The following is a 14,720-nucleotide window of genomic DNA, read 5'->3' as shown; positions in this document are numbered from 1 at the left end:
GAGGATTACTATATGACAGCAAGAGAAGAAAAATATGCGACAATCAAAGCGTTTATTCAAGAACGTTTGCCTGAATATAAAGATGTAGCGGTGGATATTCATGAACATCCAGAAGTAAGTAACTATGAAGTTTATTCATCCGATGCATTGATTGCTCAATTGAAAAAAGAAGGTTTTGAGGTTAAAAAAGATGTTGCTGGACATCACACTGGTTTTGATGCCCGTTATAAAGCAGAAAAAGCTGGGCCAACATTGGCATTTCTCGCAGAATATGATGCACTACCAGGTATTGGTCATGCGTGTGGCCACAACTTATTTGGTACGTATTCGGTATTAGCTGCAAGTGCATTAAAACAAGTTGTAGATGAAGTTGGTGGCGAAATTCGTGTCTATGGAACACCTGGTGAAGAAGGCGGCGAAAATGGTTCGGCGAAAGGCAGTTTTGTTCGTGAAGGTTTCTTTGAAGATGTGGATGCAGCATTATGTGTGCATCCTGCGCATCGCTATTCAAAAACAACTCATGGTTTAGCAAACGATCCAGTAGACATTAAATTCTACGGTGTAGCCTCACATGCTGCTGGCGCACCTGAAAAAGGAATTAGTGCGTTAGAGGCATTGTTACAAGTCTTCAATGGCATTAACGGCTTGCGTTTGTACTTGCCAAAAGATGTGAATATTCATGGAATTATTACGGATGGTGGCGTGGCTGCTAACGTTATTCCAGAATATGCAGCTGGACGTTTTTATTTACGTGCTGCCAATCGTGCCACATTAAATGATGTGTATGCAAAAGTCGAAAATATCGTAAAAGCAGCGGCTTTATCAACAGGAGCTACCTATGAATTTGGTTTATTCCAAAATTCGGTAGATGATATTGTCATTACACCATCATTTGATGATATTTTCTTTAGTCATGCACAAGTAGCGGGTGTCCCGGCAGATGAAATTGATGACGCTGTCCGTGCAAGTTTTGGTTCATCAGATGTTGGGAATGTGAGTCAAGTCATTCCTACCATTCAACCAACTGTTTCAATTTCTGACGACTACATTGCTGGTCATTCAATTGAATTTAAAGCAGCGTCTCGTAGTGAAAAAGGCTTGAATTCAATTGCAATCGCAGCAGAATTATTAGCCAAAACAGCATTAGATTTGATTGAAGAACCTGAATTGTTAGAAAAAATCAAAGTCGATCATCAAGCAAGTTTAGCTAAAGGAAACTAATGAAATTTCTCTTAAGAGTCTTCCATTTGGAAGACTCTTATTTTTTTTGTTATTGAATTAGTACAGATTTTTTTTCAACACCTAAAAAAAGTCTGTCTTAATTTTTTCACAAATCCTACTATACTGAAAGCGTAAACAACAGATAGGAGTGAAACACATGACAGATTGGTTAAACATTAGCGGAAAAACAGTCATTGTAACAGGAGGATCTTCAGGTATTGGGAAAAGCATTGTTGAAAGCTTATTGGCACAAAATGTCAATGTTGCAAACTTTGACATTGCAGATTCGGATTTAAACAATGAGCAACTATTATTTGTGAAAGTTGATGTGACTTCTCGTGAAGCAGTTGAAGCAGGTGTTGCAAAAGTATTGGAACGTTTTGGCACGATTGATGGCTTGGTCAACAATGCGGGGATTAATATTCCTCGTTTGTTAGTAGATAAAAAAGTAGCGCATGGACAATATGAATTATCAGACGCTGTGTTTGATAAAATTATTGCGATTAATCAAAAAGGATTATATTTGATGAGTCAAGCAGTCGGTCGTGTCTTAGTAGAAAAACAAGCAGGTGTTATTATAAACATGTCTTCTGAATCTGGTTTAGAAGGTTCTGAGGGACAAAGCGCGTATGCTGCTACAAAAGCGGCGGTTAATAGTTATACTCGTTCCTGGGCAAAAGAATTAGGCAAATCAAACGTACGTGTCGTAGGAATTGCGCCTGGAATCATGGAAGAGACCGGTTTACGAACATTGGCGTATGAAGAGGCATTAGCCTACACTCGCGGAATTACGGTAGACGAGTTACGTGCAGGATATGCTAAAACAAGTACGATTCCATTGGGACGTAGCGGTAAATTACATGAGGTTGCTGATCTAGTATGTTATTATTTATCCGACCGAGCAAGCTATATTACAGGTGTCACTACCAATGTAGCTGGAGGTAAAACTAGAGGATAGAAGTGGGGGGGACCAATGACACTAGTAAATCGATGGTATCAAATTTTACAATTGCTAGTAACCCACAAAGAAATGAGTCTAACAGAATTACAGAAACAGCTGGCAATGAGTCCACAAACAGTACGAAAAAGTATTGAAACGCTGAACGAAGAATTATTAGATATTGCGATGATTGTACAAAAAAATAATGAATTTCATATTGAAATTCAACACTATGACCAATTTGACGTTATCATGGCGGGCAGTTTGAAAAAGCAAAGCGATTTTAATTCATCCAGTAAGCGTGTGGCTTTTATTATTCAACGTTTAATTGAAGCCGATGATTTTGTTTTGATGGATGATTTATCAGAAGAACTTGGTGTGAGTCGAGGAACAGTTGTGAAAGACATTCGTAGTATGAAACGTCGTATTGAATCCTTTGCAGTGACAGTCAACGGGACACCCAATCGAGGCATGCAAATTGTCGGTGACGAATTCGAATTACGGTTGTTGCATATCTATTATGTTCAAGAATATTTTGCAGAAACGTTCTTAACAGAAGAAACCAAAAAGTTACTTCAAGAAATGACCCAAACTTCAGGAATGATTAAGAGTCATGGTCAGTTATTGCAAAAAGTCGTTTCGATTGTTTTACAACGTGTGTTGAGTGGCAACTTACTAGCCACTTTACCTGAATCGTACACTAATGATGTCCAACATCATGAACGGATTGAGCAGCTAATCTATCATTTAGAAGTAACATATAACGTCACGCTAAGTCAATTAGAGCAAGCTTTTATTGCCTTTCCGTTTAATATGAGTGCCACTGATTTGCGAGAAAAAAACGTAGCCAATGAGGAGCAATTAAAAAATTATTTTTGCCTCATGCTTCAAAAAATTCATCAGGTATTAGTAGTGGATATTGAAGAAGATCGACTTTTTTATGAAATGAAAGAACATCTGATGTATATGATTAATCGTTTAGTCTTTCGGGTGGAATTACAAGATTTGTTTTATGGGGAAATTGAGAAACAGTATCCGTTTGCTTATGAGTTAGCGAAAGTCGGATTACAAGCATTAGGCGAATCCTTGCATCGAGAAGTACCAGCTGTGGAGTGTAGTTATTTAACTTTTTATTTTGAACTAGCATTACGTCGACAACCTAACGATAAAAATAAAAAAGAAATTGCCGTTGTTTGCAGTAGCGGCAAAGGAACGGCTTTAATTATCCGTCGTCAATTAGAGCGCGTTTTAGGTCCAGAAGTGCGTATTACCCATTTTTCAGAAGAAATGTATGAGAAAAGTGATTTGAACCAATATTTTGCAATCTTTACAACCATTCCATTAAAAAATGTGGATGTCCATACACCAGTTATCCAATTAACGAACTTATTCAATGATACCTGGTTACGAAAAGAATGGCAGCGGGCAGAAAAAGTTCGCGCAGCAAGCATCCAACAACTCCATCTGCGGTTTCAATTATTATCGATGAATCATTCCTATGAAACGAATTTATCAAAAATGATTGATCCACTGAAAAAGGATGAATTGGTGGATGAAGCATTTTCACAGCGGATTTTTGAACGAGAAGCGCAGCATTCAACGGTATTTGAGTCAGGCATTGCGTTTCCACACACGATAAACCAAGCGTCTTCACAAATTATTTTATCAGTGGGCGTCTTTCCTGAGACATTCGAAACGACCTCAGGAAATGTTGATATCGTTTTGTTACTGGGGATTCCAGAGCAATTAACGATGAGTAAAGAAAGAGAATTATTGCAATTATATGATCAATTGTTTGCTGTGGCGGGCGATGCCACGTTGCGTCAGGAGCTTTGCCAACAAAGAGATTTACCATCCTTGCAAAATTGGATGAGAAGAAAGGGGATTATTGCATGAGTTTTATCTATATATTTGGTACATTCGTAATCGGTGCGTATTTATTACAAGTAGTGCTAGGCATGAAACAAATCAAACATTTTAATCAAACGTATCAAGAGTTACGACGAAAAGGAAAAGTTGCGATTGGTCGACGAGCTGGCAAAGTTAAGGCAGGAACAATTGTCCTTTTTGCAGTCAATAAAAAGGGTGAAATTTTAGATGCGCGTAAAATGCAAGGGGTGACTGTATTAGCAAAATTTCATGAGTTATCTGCATATATCGGTGAAGACATTCATTATATGGATAAATACCATCCTCTGGTTCGTCAAGAAAATAAACTTATTCAGCAAGCGATGGAGAATGCCCGTGAAATTTATTTACGAGTTGAAATGGGGAATTATCAAGAGGAACAACCGTTATCACCATTAGCTGGAACAAAAATCCAGTTACAATTATGGAAAAATCAAATTCAATCAAAAATGAAAAGGAGTGTTGAGTAATGGAGTATATTACTAAATTTGCGGAAGGGTTTATGAGTCTGTTTCAAACAGGGGCGGAGACATTTATTTCATGGATGACAGGCATTGTACCTGTTGTTTTAATGTTAATGGTAGCAATGAACACCTTAATTGCCTTTTTAGGAGAAGAACGTGTGACAAAGGTTGCCAAACTTTCAGCCAAAAATCCATTCACGCGTTATCTTGTTTTACCATTTTTATCTGCATTTATGTTAGGAAATCCGATGTCATTTACGATGGCACGCTTTTTACCAGAGTACTATAAACCAAGTTATTATGCCGCACAAGCTCAATTCTGTCATACGAGTAATGGTGTTTTCCCGCATATCAATCCTGGAGAATTATTTGTTTGGTTAGGGATTGCACAAGGTATTACGACCTTAGGCTTAAATTCGATGGAATTAGCAATCCGTTATATGTTTGTTGGGATTGTAATGAACTTTATCGGTGGTTGGGTAACTGACTTTACCACAGCTTATGTATGCAAACAGCAAGGAATTACGCTTAGCAAAACAGTAAAAGCGACATTAGACTAGAAAGGGGTAAGGAAAATGGCTTATAATAGTATTCGAGTAGTAAAAGGTAATGGAGGATACGGTGGTCCTTTGGTAATTACACCGACAGAAGCAAAACATAAATTTATTTATATCACTGGTGGTGGTGAAAAACCAGCTATTGTGGATAAAATTGTTGAATTAACTGGAATGGAAGCTGTTAATGGATTCAAAACTTCTATTCCTGATGATGAAATCGCTTTAGCCATTATTGATTGTGGAGGTACATTACGTTGTGGGATTTATCCTAAAAAAGGAATTCCAACGATTAATATTGTGCCAACTGGAAAGAGTGGTCCTTTAGCACAATATATCAATGAAGATATTTATGTATCAGCGGTTAGTAATGCGCAAATTTCATTAGCAACAGAAGAACAAACACAGACTGTATCAGCGACTGAAACAGAGCCAAAACGTGAATTTAAATATGATACAAGTAAAAAAATTACTGAACAAAAAGCTGAACAACAAAACTTCATTGCTAAAATAGGGATGGGTGCAGGGAAAGTTGTTGCAACCTTTAATCAATCAGCCCGCGAAGGTGTTCAGACCATGATTCACACGGTTATTCCATTTATGGCCTTTGTATCACTATTGATTGGAGTAATTCAAGGCTCAGGAATTGGGAACTTCTTTGCTAATATTATGGCACCATTAGCTGGCAATGTGCTTGGATTGATTATTATTGGTTTTGTGTGTTCCTTGCCATTTTTATCCCCTTTATTAGGCCCTGGAGCAGTTATCAGCCAAGTTATCGGAACCTTAATTGGTGTGGAAATCGGTAAAGGCAATATTCCACCACAGCTAGCTTTACCTGCATTGTTTGCGATTAATACTCAAAATGCTTGTGACTTTATCCCTGTTGGTTTGGGATTAGAAGAAGCTGAAGCAGAAACAGTTGAAGTTGGTGTGCCAGCTGTTTTATACTCTCGTTTCTTAAACGGAGTACCACGTGTTGTCGTTGCATGGTTAGCAAGTTTTGGTTTGTACAGTTAATTTCGTTTTTTAGGAGGAGAAGTAATGTCAGTATTTACTACCACGGTTCTTTCCATTGGACCAGAAGCAGAATTATTTAAAGAAGAGAAAATGGTGATTTTATTTGGTAAAGATGCCCCAGAGACATTAGCCGATTATTGCTATAATATTGAGGTTAATCCAGTCGAGGGTGCTATTACTACTACACAAGAATTGGTGATTGATCAGCAACACTATCAAATTACTTCGGTGGGCGATGTTGTTTTATCAAATTTAGAAAGTTTAGGACACATTACCATTAAATTTGATGGCTCCACAACCCCAGAATTACCAGGAACATTGTATGTTGAAGATAAACCAATGCCAGAAATTAGCATTAGCAGTACAATTCGTATTCAATAAAAAATTAGTCTGGGTAGAACTCTATCCAGACTTTCGAATGGAGGAGACGAAAAATGGAATTTATGTTAGACACTGTAGATTTAGAACAAATTCGTTATTATCAAGCTATTCTACCGTTAGCAGGAGTAACCTCTAATCCTACAATTCTTAAACAAGCAGGTAAAATTGATTTTTACGCACACTTAAAAGAGATTCAAGATATCATTGGTTCAGCTAGTTTACACGTGCAAGTAGTAGGTGAATCGGCGGAAGAAATTATCAGTGACGCTAATGAAATTATCGAACATTTGGGGAAAGAAGTTTATATTAAAATCCCAGTAAATGAAGCGGGTTTAACAGCGATAAAGCAATTAAAACAACAAGGAATGCGAATTACTGCAACAGCGATTTATACTGAATTTCAAGGTTATTTAGCAATTGCGGCTGGTGCTGATTATTTAGCGCCGTATTATAATCGCATGGAAAATTTGAATATTGATGCAGCAGATTTGATTGGCGCATTAGTTGAAGAAATTGCACGAACAAAAGCAACAAGTAAGGTTTTAGCAGCTAGCTTCAAAAATATTGCTCAAGTTAACCAAGCTTGTCGTCGAGGGGCACAGGCTATAACTGCAGGTCCGGATATTTTTGCTCAAGCATTTAAAATGCCTGCAATTCAACAAGCTGTAACGGATTTCCATAATGATTGGCGTGAAAACTTTACCGTTGAAACGATTAAGGAGCTATCTAAATGATTACGACTATTATTTTTGATATGGATGGTGTGCTAGTTGATTCAGAATATACTTTTTTGCGCTCAAAAACAGAAATGTTGCATGCGGAAGGTCATTTGAAGGAAGAATCCTATCAATATCAGTTTATGGGAACAACTGCGGATTTTATGTGGCAAACCATGAAAGAAGAATTACAATTGCCACGCTCTGTCGATGAGTATATTGAAGAAATGAATCATCGTCGTGAAGAAATGATGCAACAAGATGGTGTTCGAGCGATTGCTCATGTCCAAGAATTTGTCAAAAAATTGGCTGCAGCTGGCTTTGAATTGGGCGTAGCTTCGTCATCTCGCAAATCAGAAATCGAACATAATTTAACAGAACTTGGATTGAAATCGTATTTTTCACAACTCGTTAGTAGTGAAGAAGTAGTCCATTCTAAACCAGCACCAGATGTCTTTTTAAGAACCGCAGAATTATTAGGAGCTGCCCCTGAAAACTGTTTGGTTTTTGAAGACACACGCAATGGTAGCAAAGCTGCTAAAGCTGCAGGGATGTATTGTATTGGCTTTGCAAATCCTGAATACCCTGTCCAAGATTTAGTAGCCGATGAAATTATTCAAGATTTTCGCGAAATAAACATCGCTGATCTAAGAAATAAACGTGAACATTTCTAAGATTTGAATATATCTGAGCCGATAGTAATCAAAAAAAGTGATAGAATCCTTGAAACGACAGGATTCTATCACTTTTTTGATTTGGAAAATGCAAGTATTTGACTATGGATTCAGTCGTGTATCTTTAAATTCAGTGATCGTCATGCCCATATATTTTTTGAACACCTTGTTAAAGTAATTGTAATCAGAGAAGCCAACTTTTTCGGCGAGTTCATAAACTCTAATGGAGTGCTCTTTTTGAATCAGATAGATGGCTATTTTAATACGATAGCGACTAAGGTAGTCATTAATGGTGATTCCTAAATGTTCTTTCATACATTTATAAATATAGCTCTCACTATAGCCTAAATCATAAGCTAATTCAGCAATGGTAAAACGTTCAGCGTAGTGTTGATGAATCCATTGCACGATTTCTTGTTCTACACTATTTTTGGTAATAACTTTAGGTAAAAGTTGACGATCATCATAGAAAGAATCGTCATTTGAGGATTCTTCCATTTCAGAAATAAGCGTGACCAATGTGTCATAAAGTTCTTCTTCTACAATTGGTTTGGTAATAAAATTACGAACCCCATATTGCAAGGCTTTTTTTGCATTAAGGAAGTCATTGTATCCAGATAGAATAATTTTTTGATAAGAGATATCTTTGGTATTTTCAAACATGGTAAAGGCATCATATACAGGCATATTGATATCAGTCAGTACAATATCTGGTTTTAGTTGGCGAATCATTTCTTCGCCAATTTTTCCATTTTCAGCTTCACCTATAATAACCAAACCTAAACTTTGATAATCGACAGTATACGTTAACCATTTACGAATTAAATGTTCATCTTCGACAATTAATACTTTATACATTGCGGTCCTCCTCAATAATGAATTGAATAATAGTTTGCTCATTTTTCCGTGTAATATCTAGTTTTACTGTATGAAAAAACATTTCTAATCGACGATAACTGTTGATTAAACCATGATGCGTATGTTTTTTTTGAATTTGTTTTTGAATGTTTTTCAATGCTTCTTGTTCAAATCCCACACCGTTATCTGTAATTTCAAAAATTTGTTTACCGCTTATTTGATAACAATTCACGTGAATGAACAAATCATTTCGTACTTTCATTCCGTACTTGAGTGAATTTTCAATTAAGGGTAATAAACAAAGACGTGGTATTTTTAATGAATCAAGAGTGGGGTCACACGTGATTTGGTAAGTTAGTTTTTCAAAACGGATACTATTTACTTCTAGAAAATCTTCTAAAATAGACAAATCTTGTTTCAATGTGGTTTCTTGATTGATTTCGCTAATACTATACTTTAGGACCCGATTTAACGCATGAATTAATTGAATAGATGTTTTGGGCATCATAGGGATTGTTATGCGAATAGTTTCTAATGTGTTATATAAAAAGTGTGGATTAAATTGGGCTTCTAACATTTTGCGTTCAAATTGTACCGATTGTTTTTCTAAAGTTAACATTTTTTCATATAAGTGATTCAACTCGTTCAGCATATGATTGATTTGGTTGGCTAAATAACCAAATTCGTCATCTGTTTTAACAGAAATCTGCGTTTTATATCCATGGGTGATTAAGTTGGTCTCTCGTACTAATTGATCGATAGACGTAGAATTACGTTCAGCGATTTTTTTGGCTAAACGGAAAGATTGGCTAAATAATACTGTTGTTAAAATAAAAGTGGATAGCAACATCAACATAAGTAAGAGTTGAATTGGGACAAAAGGAATATACGTATACAAGGTAATCGTTTCTGTTAAGACTGTTTGGTTAGTTAAGAAAATTTGTTTATCTAATAATAGAATATTTGCTGCGGTCAAAGCTTGGGTGTCAATTTTCTCTAATGAACTTTGGATAAACTGATTGGAACTACGCGAAAAGACATTGTTGTATTGATCGGCAATCACATATTGTGTCCCGTTTGATATATTTTGTTGCATAAAATCATTGCCATTTAGAAAAAGAATACTGTAACCTTCGACCTGATTTTCATGCTCTATTTTTTGAAATAAGATGAGATAATGATTTTTATTACTATCTGTCGTGATGCGAGTCATTTTATCTAAAGAAGGATTAGAATAGATCACGGTTTTTAGATAGTTTTGAGCTACCATGGAGGAGGTCCAACTTTCATTGGTAGTAAATTGCACCTCTCCTAAATTATCGGTAATCAGCAACTCACCTCGTTGTTCATTTTGAGCAATTTGGCTGTAATATTCACTAAATAGTTCCCGCTCTGTTCGATTTCCATGCAAAAAAGAAGGAATAAGTTGTTTGTTTAGCGATTGCAATACTTGAAAATTTTCACGTTCTATTTCTTTATATTTTTGAGAAATGCTATTGGTTTCGGTTGTTAATTGATAATTTTGTACGAAAAAAATCAAAGAAGCAAATAAAACCATTAAGATACCGGAAACGATAATAGATAAGATGCCAAAACGGATAGTAATATCACGTTGCAGCTCTTTTTTAAATGATGATTTCATAAAATTCTCCTTTTTAGAATTAAATTCAATGTTATAGTATAACCTAAAATAGCCGATTTAGGAAGCGGTTGCAAAAAGAGTAGAATATTCTTCATTATAAAGAGAATAGACCTGTTTTGAAACCGCTTTATTTAAGTTATGATATGAAAAAGCTAATTAATAGGGGGATTATCAAATGAAAAAATGGTACAAATTGATTGTAAGTAGCATGGTACTTTTGAGTTTAGCAGCTTGTGGGAAGGGCAATTCAGAAAATGGGACAAATGGAGAAAGTGATACCTTAGTTATTTATTCTCCAAATTCAGAAGGATTGATTAATGCTACGGTTCCTGCATTTGAAGAGAAATATGGTGTGAAAGTCGAATTGATTCAAGCCGGTACAGGTGAATTGTTCAAAAAATTAGAGAGTGAGAAAAATGCTCCTGTCGCAGATATTATTTTTGGTGGTTCGCATACACAATATGCCCAACATGGCGAGTTATTTGAAGAATATGTTTCGCCAGAAGATGAGAATGCTATTGAAGAATATCGTAATACTACCGGATATTCTACACCCTATACCTTAGATGGTAGTGTTTTAATCATCAATCCTAATTTAACAGAAGGAATGAAAATTGAAGGCTATAGTGATTTATTGAATGATGAATTGAAAGGGAAAATTGCTACAGCAGATCCAGCGAATTCTTCTAGCGCATTTTCTCAATTAACGAACATCTTACTTGCACAAGGTGGTTATGATAACGATCAAGCTTGGCAATACGTTGAAGATTTATTTACTTTAATCGATGGGAAAATTACGTCTAGTTCATCAAATGTATACAAATCAGTCGCAGATGGCGAGATGGCAGTAGGCTTATCTTATGAAGATCCAACAGTGAAACTATTGAATGATGGGGCAAATGTCGAGATTGTTTATCCAAAAGAAGGAACAGTTTTCTTACCAGCAAGTGTCGCAGTCATCAAAAATGCTGAAAATATGGACAATGCAAAAAAATTCGTTGATTTCGTGATTTCTCAAGAAATTCAAGATGTTTTAGGAACAACAACTACTAACCGTCCAGTACGACAAGATGCACAAACTAGTGACAATATGAAACCAATTGATGATATTGTACGTTTAACAGAAGATTATGACTATGTAGTGGAACATAAAGATGAAATAGTTAAACGTTACAATGACATTTTTATTAAGACACAATCAAGATAACGGGGTGACATGAATGAGTGAGATTAGAATCGAGCATGCGAAGAAAATATATAATGATATCACAGTGATTGACAATTTAAATGTTTACATTCCAGAAGGGTCATTATTTACACTATTAGGACCTTCCGGATGTGGAAAAACCACTCTTTTAAGGATGATTGCGGGTTTTAATTCAATTGAAGGAGGCGACTTTTATTTTGGTGACAAGAGAATTAATAACATGGAGCCCAGTCGTCGTAATATTGGAATGGTTTTCCAAAACTATGCAATTTTTCCACATTTATCAGTAAAAGATAATGTAGCTTTCGGTTTAAAACAGAAAAAAGCCGATACGAATACGTTAGAAAAAAACACAGAGAAGTATTTAAAACTGATGCAAATTGATCAATTTAAAGACCGAAAACCAGAACAACTAAGTGGCGGTCAACAACAGCGAGTGGCTTTAGCACGGGCGTTAGCAGTTAATCCAGATGTATTATTGATGGATGAACCATTGAGTAATCTGGATGCAAAACTGCGTGTCGATATGCGTCAAGCTATTCGTGAAATTCAACATGAAGTAGGAATTACAACTGTATATGTTACCCATGATCAAGAAGAAGCGATGGCGATTTCTGATCAGATTGCTGTAATGAATTCTGGAGAAATACAGCAGATTGGTAGACCCAAAGAGTTATACCATCGACCATACAATGAATTTGTAGCTACTTTCATTGGACGTACGAATATTATCCCAGCTGAATTGATTAATCAAGAAGGACAAGCATTCCTACAATTTAGTAATGGCTATCAATTAATGTTCCCTGCACTAAATGAAAAAGAAAATCAAAAAGTAAGAGTGAGCATCCGTCCAGAAGAGTTTGTTCGTACAGAAGATGGAGAAATTGAAGCGACCATCATTGACAGCATCTATCTAGGATTAAATACAGAATATTACATGGATATTCCTTTTGCTTCACGTATTCAAGTAAGTGAAGAATCAACGTTTACGGAAGATTTGGGAACAGGAGACAAAGTAAAATTGACTATCAATATCAAAAAAATCAATGTTTTCAATGAAGATGGCTCACGAAATCTGTTAGAGGAGGAGAGCTAAATGCATGAACGTAAAAAAATTAATATATGGACAGGTTCTTCCTTTATCATTTTTATTACTTATTTGATTTTTTTAGTGTATCCGATTGTTACTATTTTAGGACAAGCTTTATTTGTAGACAATTCTTTTTCTTTAGAACATTTTAGCGCATTTTTTTCTCGTAGCTATTTCTTAGATACACTTCTTAATAGTTTTAAAGTATCGATTACGGGAACGATTTTTTCAGTCATTTTAGGCACATCGTTGGCTTATTTTTTCTCGATGTATCAATTTAAAGGGAAGAAATTTTTGCAAATTTTGATTATTATTGCATCCATGTCAGCACCGTTTGTTGGCGCATATTCTTGGATTTTATTACTAGGACGTAACGGAGTCATCACAAAATTTTTAATGAATGTTTTAGGATTTCCTCAAATTGAAATTTATGGATTTACAGGTATTGTGCTAGTATTTACCTTACAGTTGTTTCCGTTAGTTTTCTTATATGTAGCGGGTGCATTCAAGAGTATTGATAATTCAGTATTAGAAGCTGCAGAGAGTATGGGTTCGCGAGGATTGAATCGGATTTTTAAAGTTATTTTGCCTTTGCTGACACCAACATTACTAGCAGCAGCGCTCCTAGTATTTATGCGAGCATTTTCTGATTTTGGAACACCAATGTTGATTGGAGAAGGCTATCGCACTTTCCCAGTATTAGTCTATACAGAGTTTATTAGCGAAGTTGGTGGGGATGCAGCATTTGCATCTGCTTTAGCAATTATTGCCATCATGATAGCCTTGACTATATTTTTAATCCAGCGTTATGTGGCAAATAAACACAGCTTCAGTATGAATTCTTTACATTCAATAGAGCCAAAGAAAGTGGGTACGATTCAACGTATATTTATTTATCTGTTTGTCTACGGGTCTATTTTTATCGCAGTGTTACCTCAAATGTATCTTGTATATACCTCTTTCTTGAAAACTTCAGGAATGGTCTTCGTACCTGGGTATTCACTGAATAGCTATCGTGAAGCATTCAATCGAATGGGGTCATCAATTTTAAATACCATTCGTATTCCTTTGCTTGCTTTAGTAGTTGTCGTATTGTTTGCTATCTTTATTTCTTATTTAGCAGTTCGTAAGCGAAATATTTTTACCACAGTAATTGATACATTGAGTATGATTCCATATATTGTTCCTGGAACCGTCATGGGTATCGCTTTTATTACAGCATTTAATACAGGTATTGGAGGCACAGGTTTCCTTTCTATTACAGGTACAGCTTTTATTATGATTGTATCATTAGCGATTCGCCGTTTGCCTTACACCATTCGTTCGTCAATTGCTTCTTTGAGTCAGGTTTCTCCAAGTATTGAAGAAGCAGCCGAAAGTTTAGGAAGCAGTCGTCTAAATACCTTTTTTAAGATTACTGTTCCAATGATGATGCCAGGAATTGTCTCAGGTGCGATTTTGTCTTGGGTTACAATGATTTCTGAATTATCGACTTCTATTTTATTGTATAACGTCCGAACAAAAACGATGACTGTCGCAATTTATACAGAAGTACTACGTGGTAACTATGGCATTGCAGCAGCATTATCTACTATTTTAATGATACTAACAGTTGCTTCCATACTTTTATTTATGAAAATATCTAAAAGCGATAGTATTACATTGTAAATTTGTATCAATAGTAGAGACTCTCTGGATTTCAGAGAGTTTTTTAATGTTTAAAAACTATCAATTATTTTTTGAAACGTTCACCGTATACCATGACAGCAATCGTATGCATATTTCTGTTAGGACAAGCGCTTTTACGTTGCTTTGTTGTGTTTTTAACGATAAACTATTTCGTTATTTGTCACAGGAGAAATTTGTAATTTATGGGATGAAATCTAGCAAACCGACTTTTTGTACCGTTTGAGTACTGTTAAACTATCTTTTGTGTATACTTGAAAGAGCGATGAAATAAATTAAAAATAAGAAAACCTTGGGAAGATGCTTTTATCCTCCCAAGGTTTTCTTATAAACAAGTGTAGCTGTTCTATGCAGATAGC

The 14,720-nt window shown here is 35.7% G+C and carries 14 protein-coding genes; 12 read left to right on the top strand and 2 right to left on the bottom strand.

Going from position 1 to position 14,720, the window contains the following annotated elements:
- Positions 1–12 precede the first annotated feature (12 nt).
- From DOK78_RS00345 to DOK78_RS00305, 9 genes are all read left to right on the top strand, one after another.
- Entirely contained in the window at positions 13–1,221 is a 1,209-nt protein-coding gene (locus DOK78_RS00345) for a M20 family metallopeptidase (RefSeq protein ID WP_207871675.1), read from the top strand.
- A 157-nt stretch (positions 1,222–1,378) separates the two neighbouring features.
- Complete coding sequence (locus tag DOK78_RS00340; RefSeq protein ID WP_207871674.1) at positions 1,379–2,179, top strand: SDR family oxidoreductase; 801 nt, start codon at positions 1,379–1,381, stop codon at positions 2,177–2,179.
- Between the two features lie 15 nt (positions 2,180–2,194).
- Entirely contained in the window at positions 2,195–4,057 is a 1,863-nt protein-coding gene (locus tag DOK78_RS00335; RefSeq protein WP_207871673.1) for a BglG family transcription antiterminator, read from the top strand.
- A complete protein-coding gene (locus tag DOK78_RS00330; RefSeq protein ID WP_207871672.1) occupies positions 4,054–4,539 on the top strand; it encodes a transcriptional regulator GutM in 486 nt (161 codons plus the stop codon). The genes DOK78_RS00335 and DOK78_RS00330 overlap by 4 nt, the downstream gene beginning before the upstream one ends.
- On the top strand, positions 4,539–5,093 hold the full coding sequence (gene srlA / locus DOK78_RS00325) for a PTS glucitol/sorbitol transporter subunit IIC (RefSeq protein ID WP_207871671.1): 555 nt from the start codon (positions 4,539–4,541) through the stop codon (positions 5,091–5,093). Before DOK78_RS00330 ends, srlA begins: the two co-directional genes overlap by 1 nt.
- A gap of 15 nt (positions 5,094–5,108) precedes the next feature.
- On the top strand, positions 5,109–6,107 hold the full coding sequence (gene srlE / locus DOK78_RS00320; protein WP_207871670.1) for a PTS glucitol/sorbitol transporter subunit IIB: 999 nt from the start codon (positions 5,109–5,111) through the stop codon (positions 6,105–6,107).
- A 24-nt stretch (positions 6,108–6,131) separates the two neighbouring features.
- Positions 6,132–6,488, top strand: a complete 357-nt coding sequence (locus DOK78_RS00315; protein ID WP_207871669.1) for a PTS glucitol/sorbitol transporter subunit IIA — start codon at positions 6,132–6,134, stop codon at positions 6,486–6,488.
- Positions 6,489–6,541: 53 nt separating this feature from the next.
- Positions 6,542–7,222, top strand: a complete 681-nt coding sequence (locus DOK78_RS00310; protein ID WP_207871668.1) for a fructose-6-phosphate aldolase — start codon at positions 6,542–6,544, stop codon at positions 7,220–7,222.
- Positions 7,219–7,878, top strand: coding sequence for an HAD family hydrolase (locus tag DOK78_RS00305; protein ID WP_207871667.1), 660 nt, complete (start codon positions 7,219–7,221; stop codon positions 7,876–7,878). Before DOK78_RS00310 ends, DOK78_RS00305 begins: the two co-directional genes overlap by 4 nt.
- Positions 7,879–7,980: 102 nt before the next feature.
- On the opposite strand, the gene DOK78_RS00300 is transcribed toward DOK78_RS00305, so the two are convergent.
- Positions 7,981–8,736 carry a response regulator transcription factor gene (locus tag DOK78_RS00300; RefSeq protein WP_207871666.1) on the bottom strand — a complete coding sequence of 252 codons (756 nt, stop codon included), beginning with the start codon at positions 8,734–8,736 and terminating at the stop codon, positions 7,981–7,983.
- Complete coding sequence (locus tag DOK78_RS00295; RefSeq protein ID WP_207871665.1) at positions 8,729–10,378, bottom strand: sensor histidine kinase; 1,650 nt, start codon at positions 10,376–10,378, stop codon at positions 8,729–8,731. The genes DOK78_RS00300 and DOK78_RS00295 overlap by 8 nt, the downstream gene beginning before the upstream one ends.
- A 175-nt stretch (positions 10,379–10,553) precedes the next feature.
- Between DOK78_RS00295 and DOK78_RS00290 the strand changes: the two genes are divergently transcribed.
- From DOK78_RS00290 to DOK78_RS00280, 3 genes are read left to right on the top strand one after another with little or no spacing between them, the layout of a single operon-like run.
- Entirely contained in the window at positions 10,554–11,585 is a 1,032-nt protein-coding gene (locus DOK78_RS00290; RefSeq protein WP_207871664.1) for an ABC transporter substrate-binding protein, read from the top strand.
- Positions 11,586–11,598: 13 nt separating this feature from the next.
- Positions 11,599–12,681, top strand: a complete 1,083-nt coding sequence (locus DOK78_RS00285; RefSeq protein WP_207871663.1) for an ABC transporter ATP-binding protein — start codon at positions 11,599–11,601, stop codon at positions 12,679–12,681.
- Complete coding sequence (locus DOK78_RS00280) at positions 12,682–14,343, top strand: ABC transporter permease (protein WP_207871662.1); 1,662 nt, start codon at positions 12,682–12,684, stop codon at positions 14,341–14,343.
- Positions 14,344–14,720: the final 377 nt, after the last annotated feature.

The sequence above is a fragment of the Enterococcus sp. DIV2402 genome, assembly GCF_017426705.2.
In the GTDB taxonomy this organism is placed as follows: Bacteria; Bacillota; Bacilli; order Lactobacillales; family Enterococcaceae; genus Enterococcus_F; species Enterococcus_F lowellii.
The sequence above is the reverse complement of the archived record's forward strand: the minus strand, read 5'-3'. Positions and strand labels throughout refer to the sequence as shown.

Coding starts and splice junctions, on each gene's coding strand:
- DOK78_RS00295 (WP_207871665.1), bottom strand. CDS start 10,378: ATGAAATCATCATTTAAAAAAGAGCTGCAACGTGATATTACTATCCGT.
- DOK78_RS00280 (WP_207871662.1), top strand. CDS start 12,682: ATGCATGAACGTAAAAAAATTAATATATGGACAGGTTCTTCCTTTATC.
- DOK78_RS00340 (WP_207871674.1), top strand. CDS start 1,379: ATGACAGATTGGTTAAACATTAGCGGAAAAACAGTCATTGTAACAGGA.
- DOK78_RS00335 (WP_207871673.1), top strand. CDS start 2,195: ATGACACTAGTAAATCGATGGTATCAAATTTTACAATTGCTAGTAACC.
- DOK78_RS00285 (WP_207871663.1), top strand. CDS start 11,599: ATGAGTGAGATTAGAATCGAGCATGCGAAGAAAATATATAATGATATC.
- DOK78_RS00305 (WP_207871667.1), top strand. CDS start 7,219: ATGATTACGACTATTATTTTTGATATGGATGGTGTGCTAGTTGATTCA.
- srlE (WP_207871670.1), top strand. CDS start 5,109: ATGGCTTATAATAGTATTCGAGTAGTAAAAGGTAATGGAGGATACGGT.
- DOK78_RS00315 (WP_207871669.1), top strand. CDS start 6,132: ATGTCAGTATTTACTACCACGGTTCTTTCCATTGGACCAGAAGCAGAA.
- DOK78_RS00300 (WP_207871666.1), bottom strand. CDS start 8,736: ATGTATAAAGTATTAATTGTCGAAGATGAACATTTAATTCGTAAATGG.
- srlA (WP_207871671.1), top strand. CDS start 4,539: ATGGAGTATATTACTAAATTTGCGGAAGGGTTTATGAGTCTGTTTCAA.
- DOK78_RS00330 (WP_207871672.1), top strand. CDS start 4,054: ATGAGTTTTATCTATATATTTGGTACATTCGTAATCGGTGCGTATTTA.
- DOK78_RS00290 (WP_207871664.1), top strand. CDS start 10,554: ATGAAAAAATGGTACAAATTGATTGTAAGTAGCATGGTACTTTTGAGT.
- DOK78_RS00310 (WP_207871668.1), top strand. CDS start 6,542: ATGGAATTTATGTTAGACACTGTAGATTTAGAACAAATTCGTTATTAT.
- DOK78_RS00345 (WP_207871675.1), top strand. CDS start 13: ATGACAGCAAGAGAAGAAAAATATGCGACAATCAAAGCGTTTATTCAA.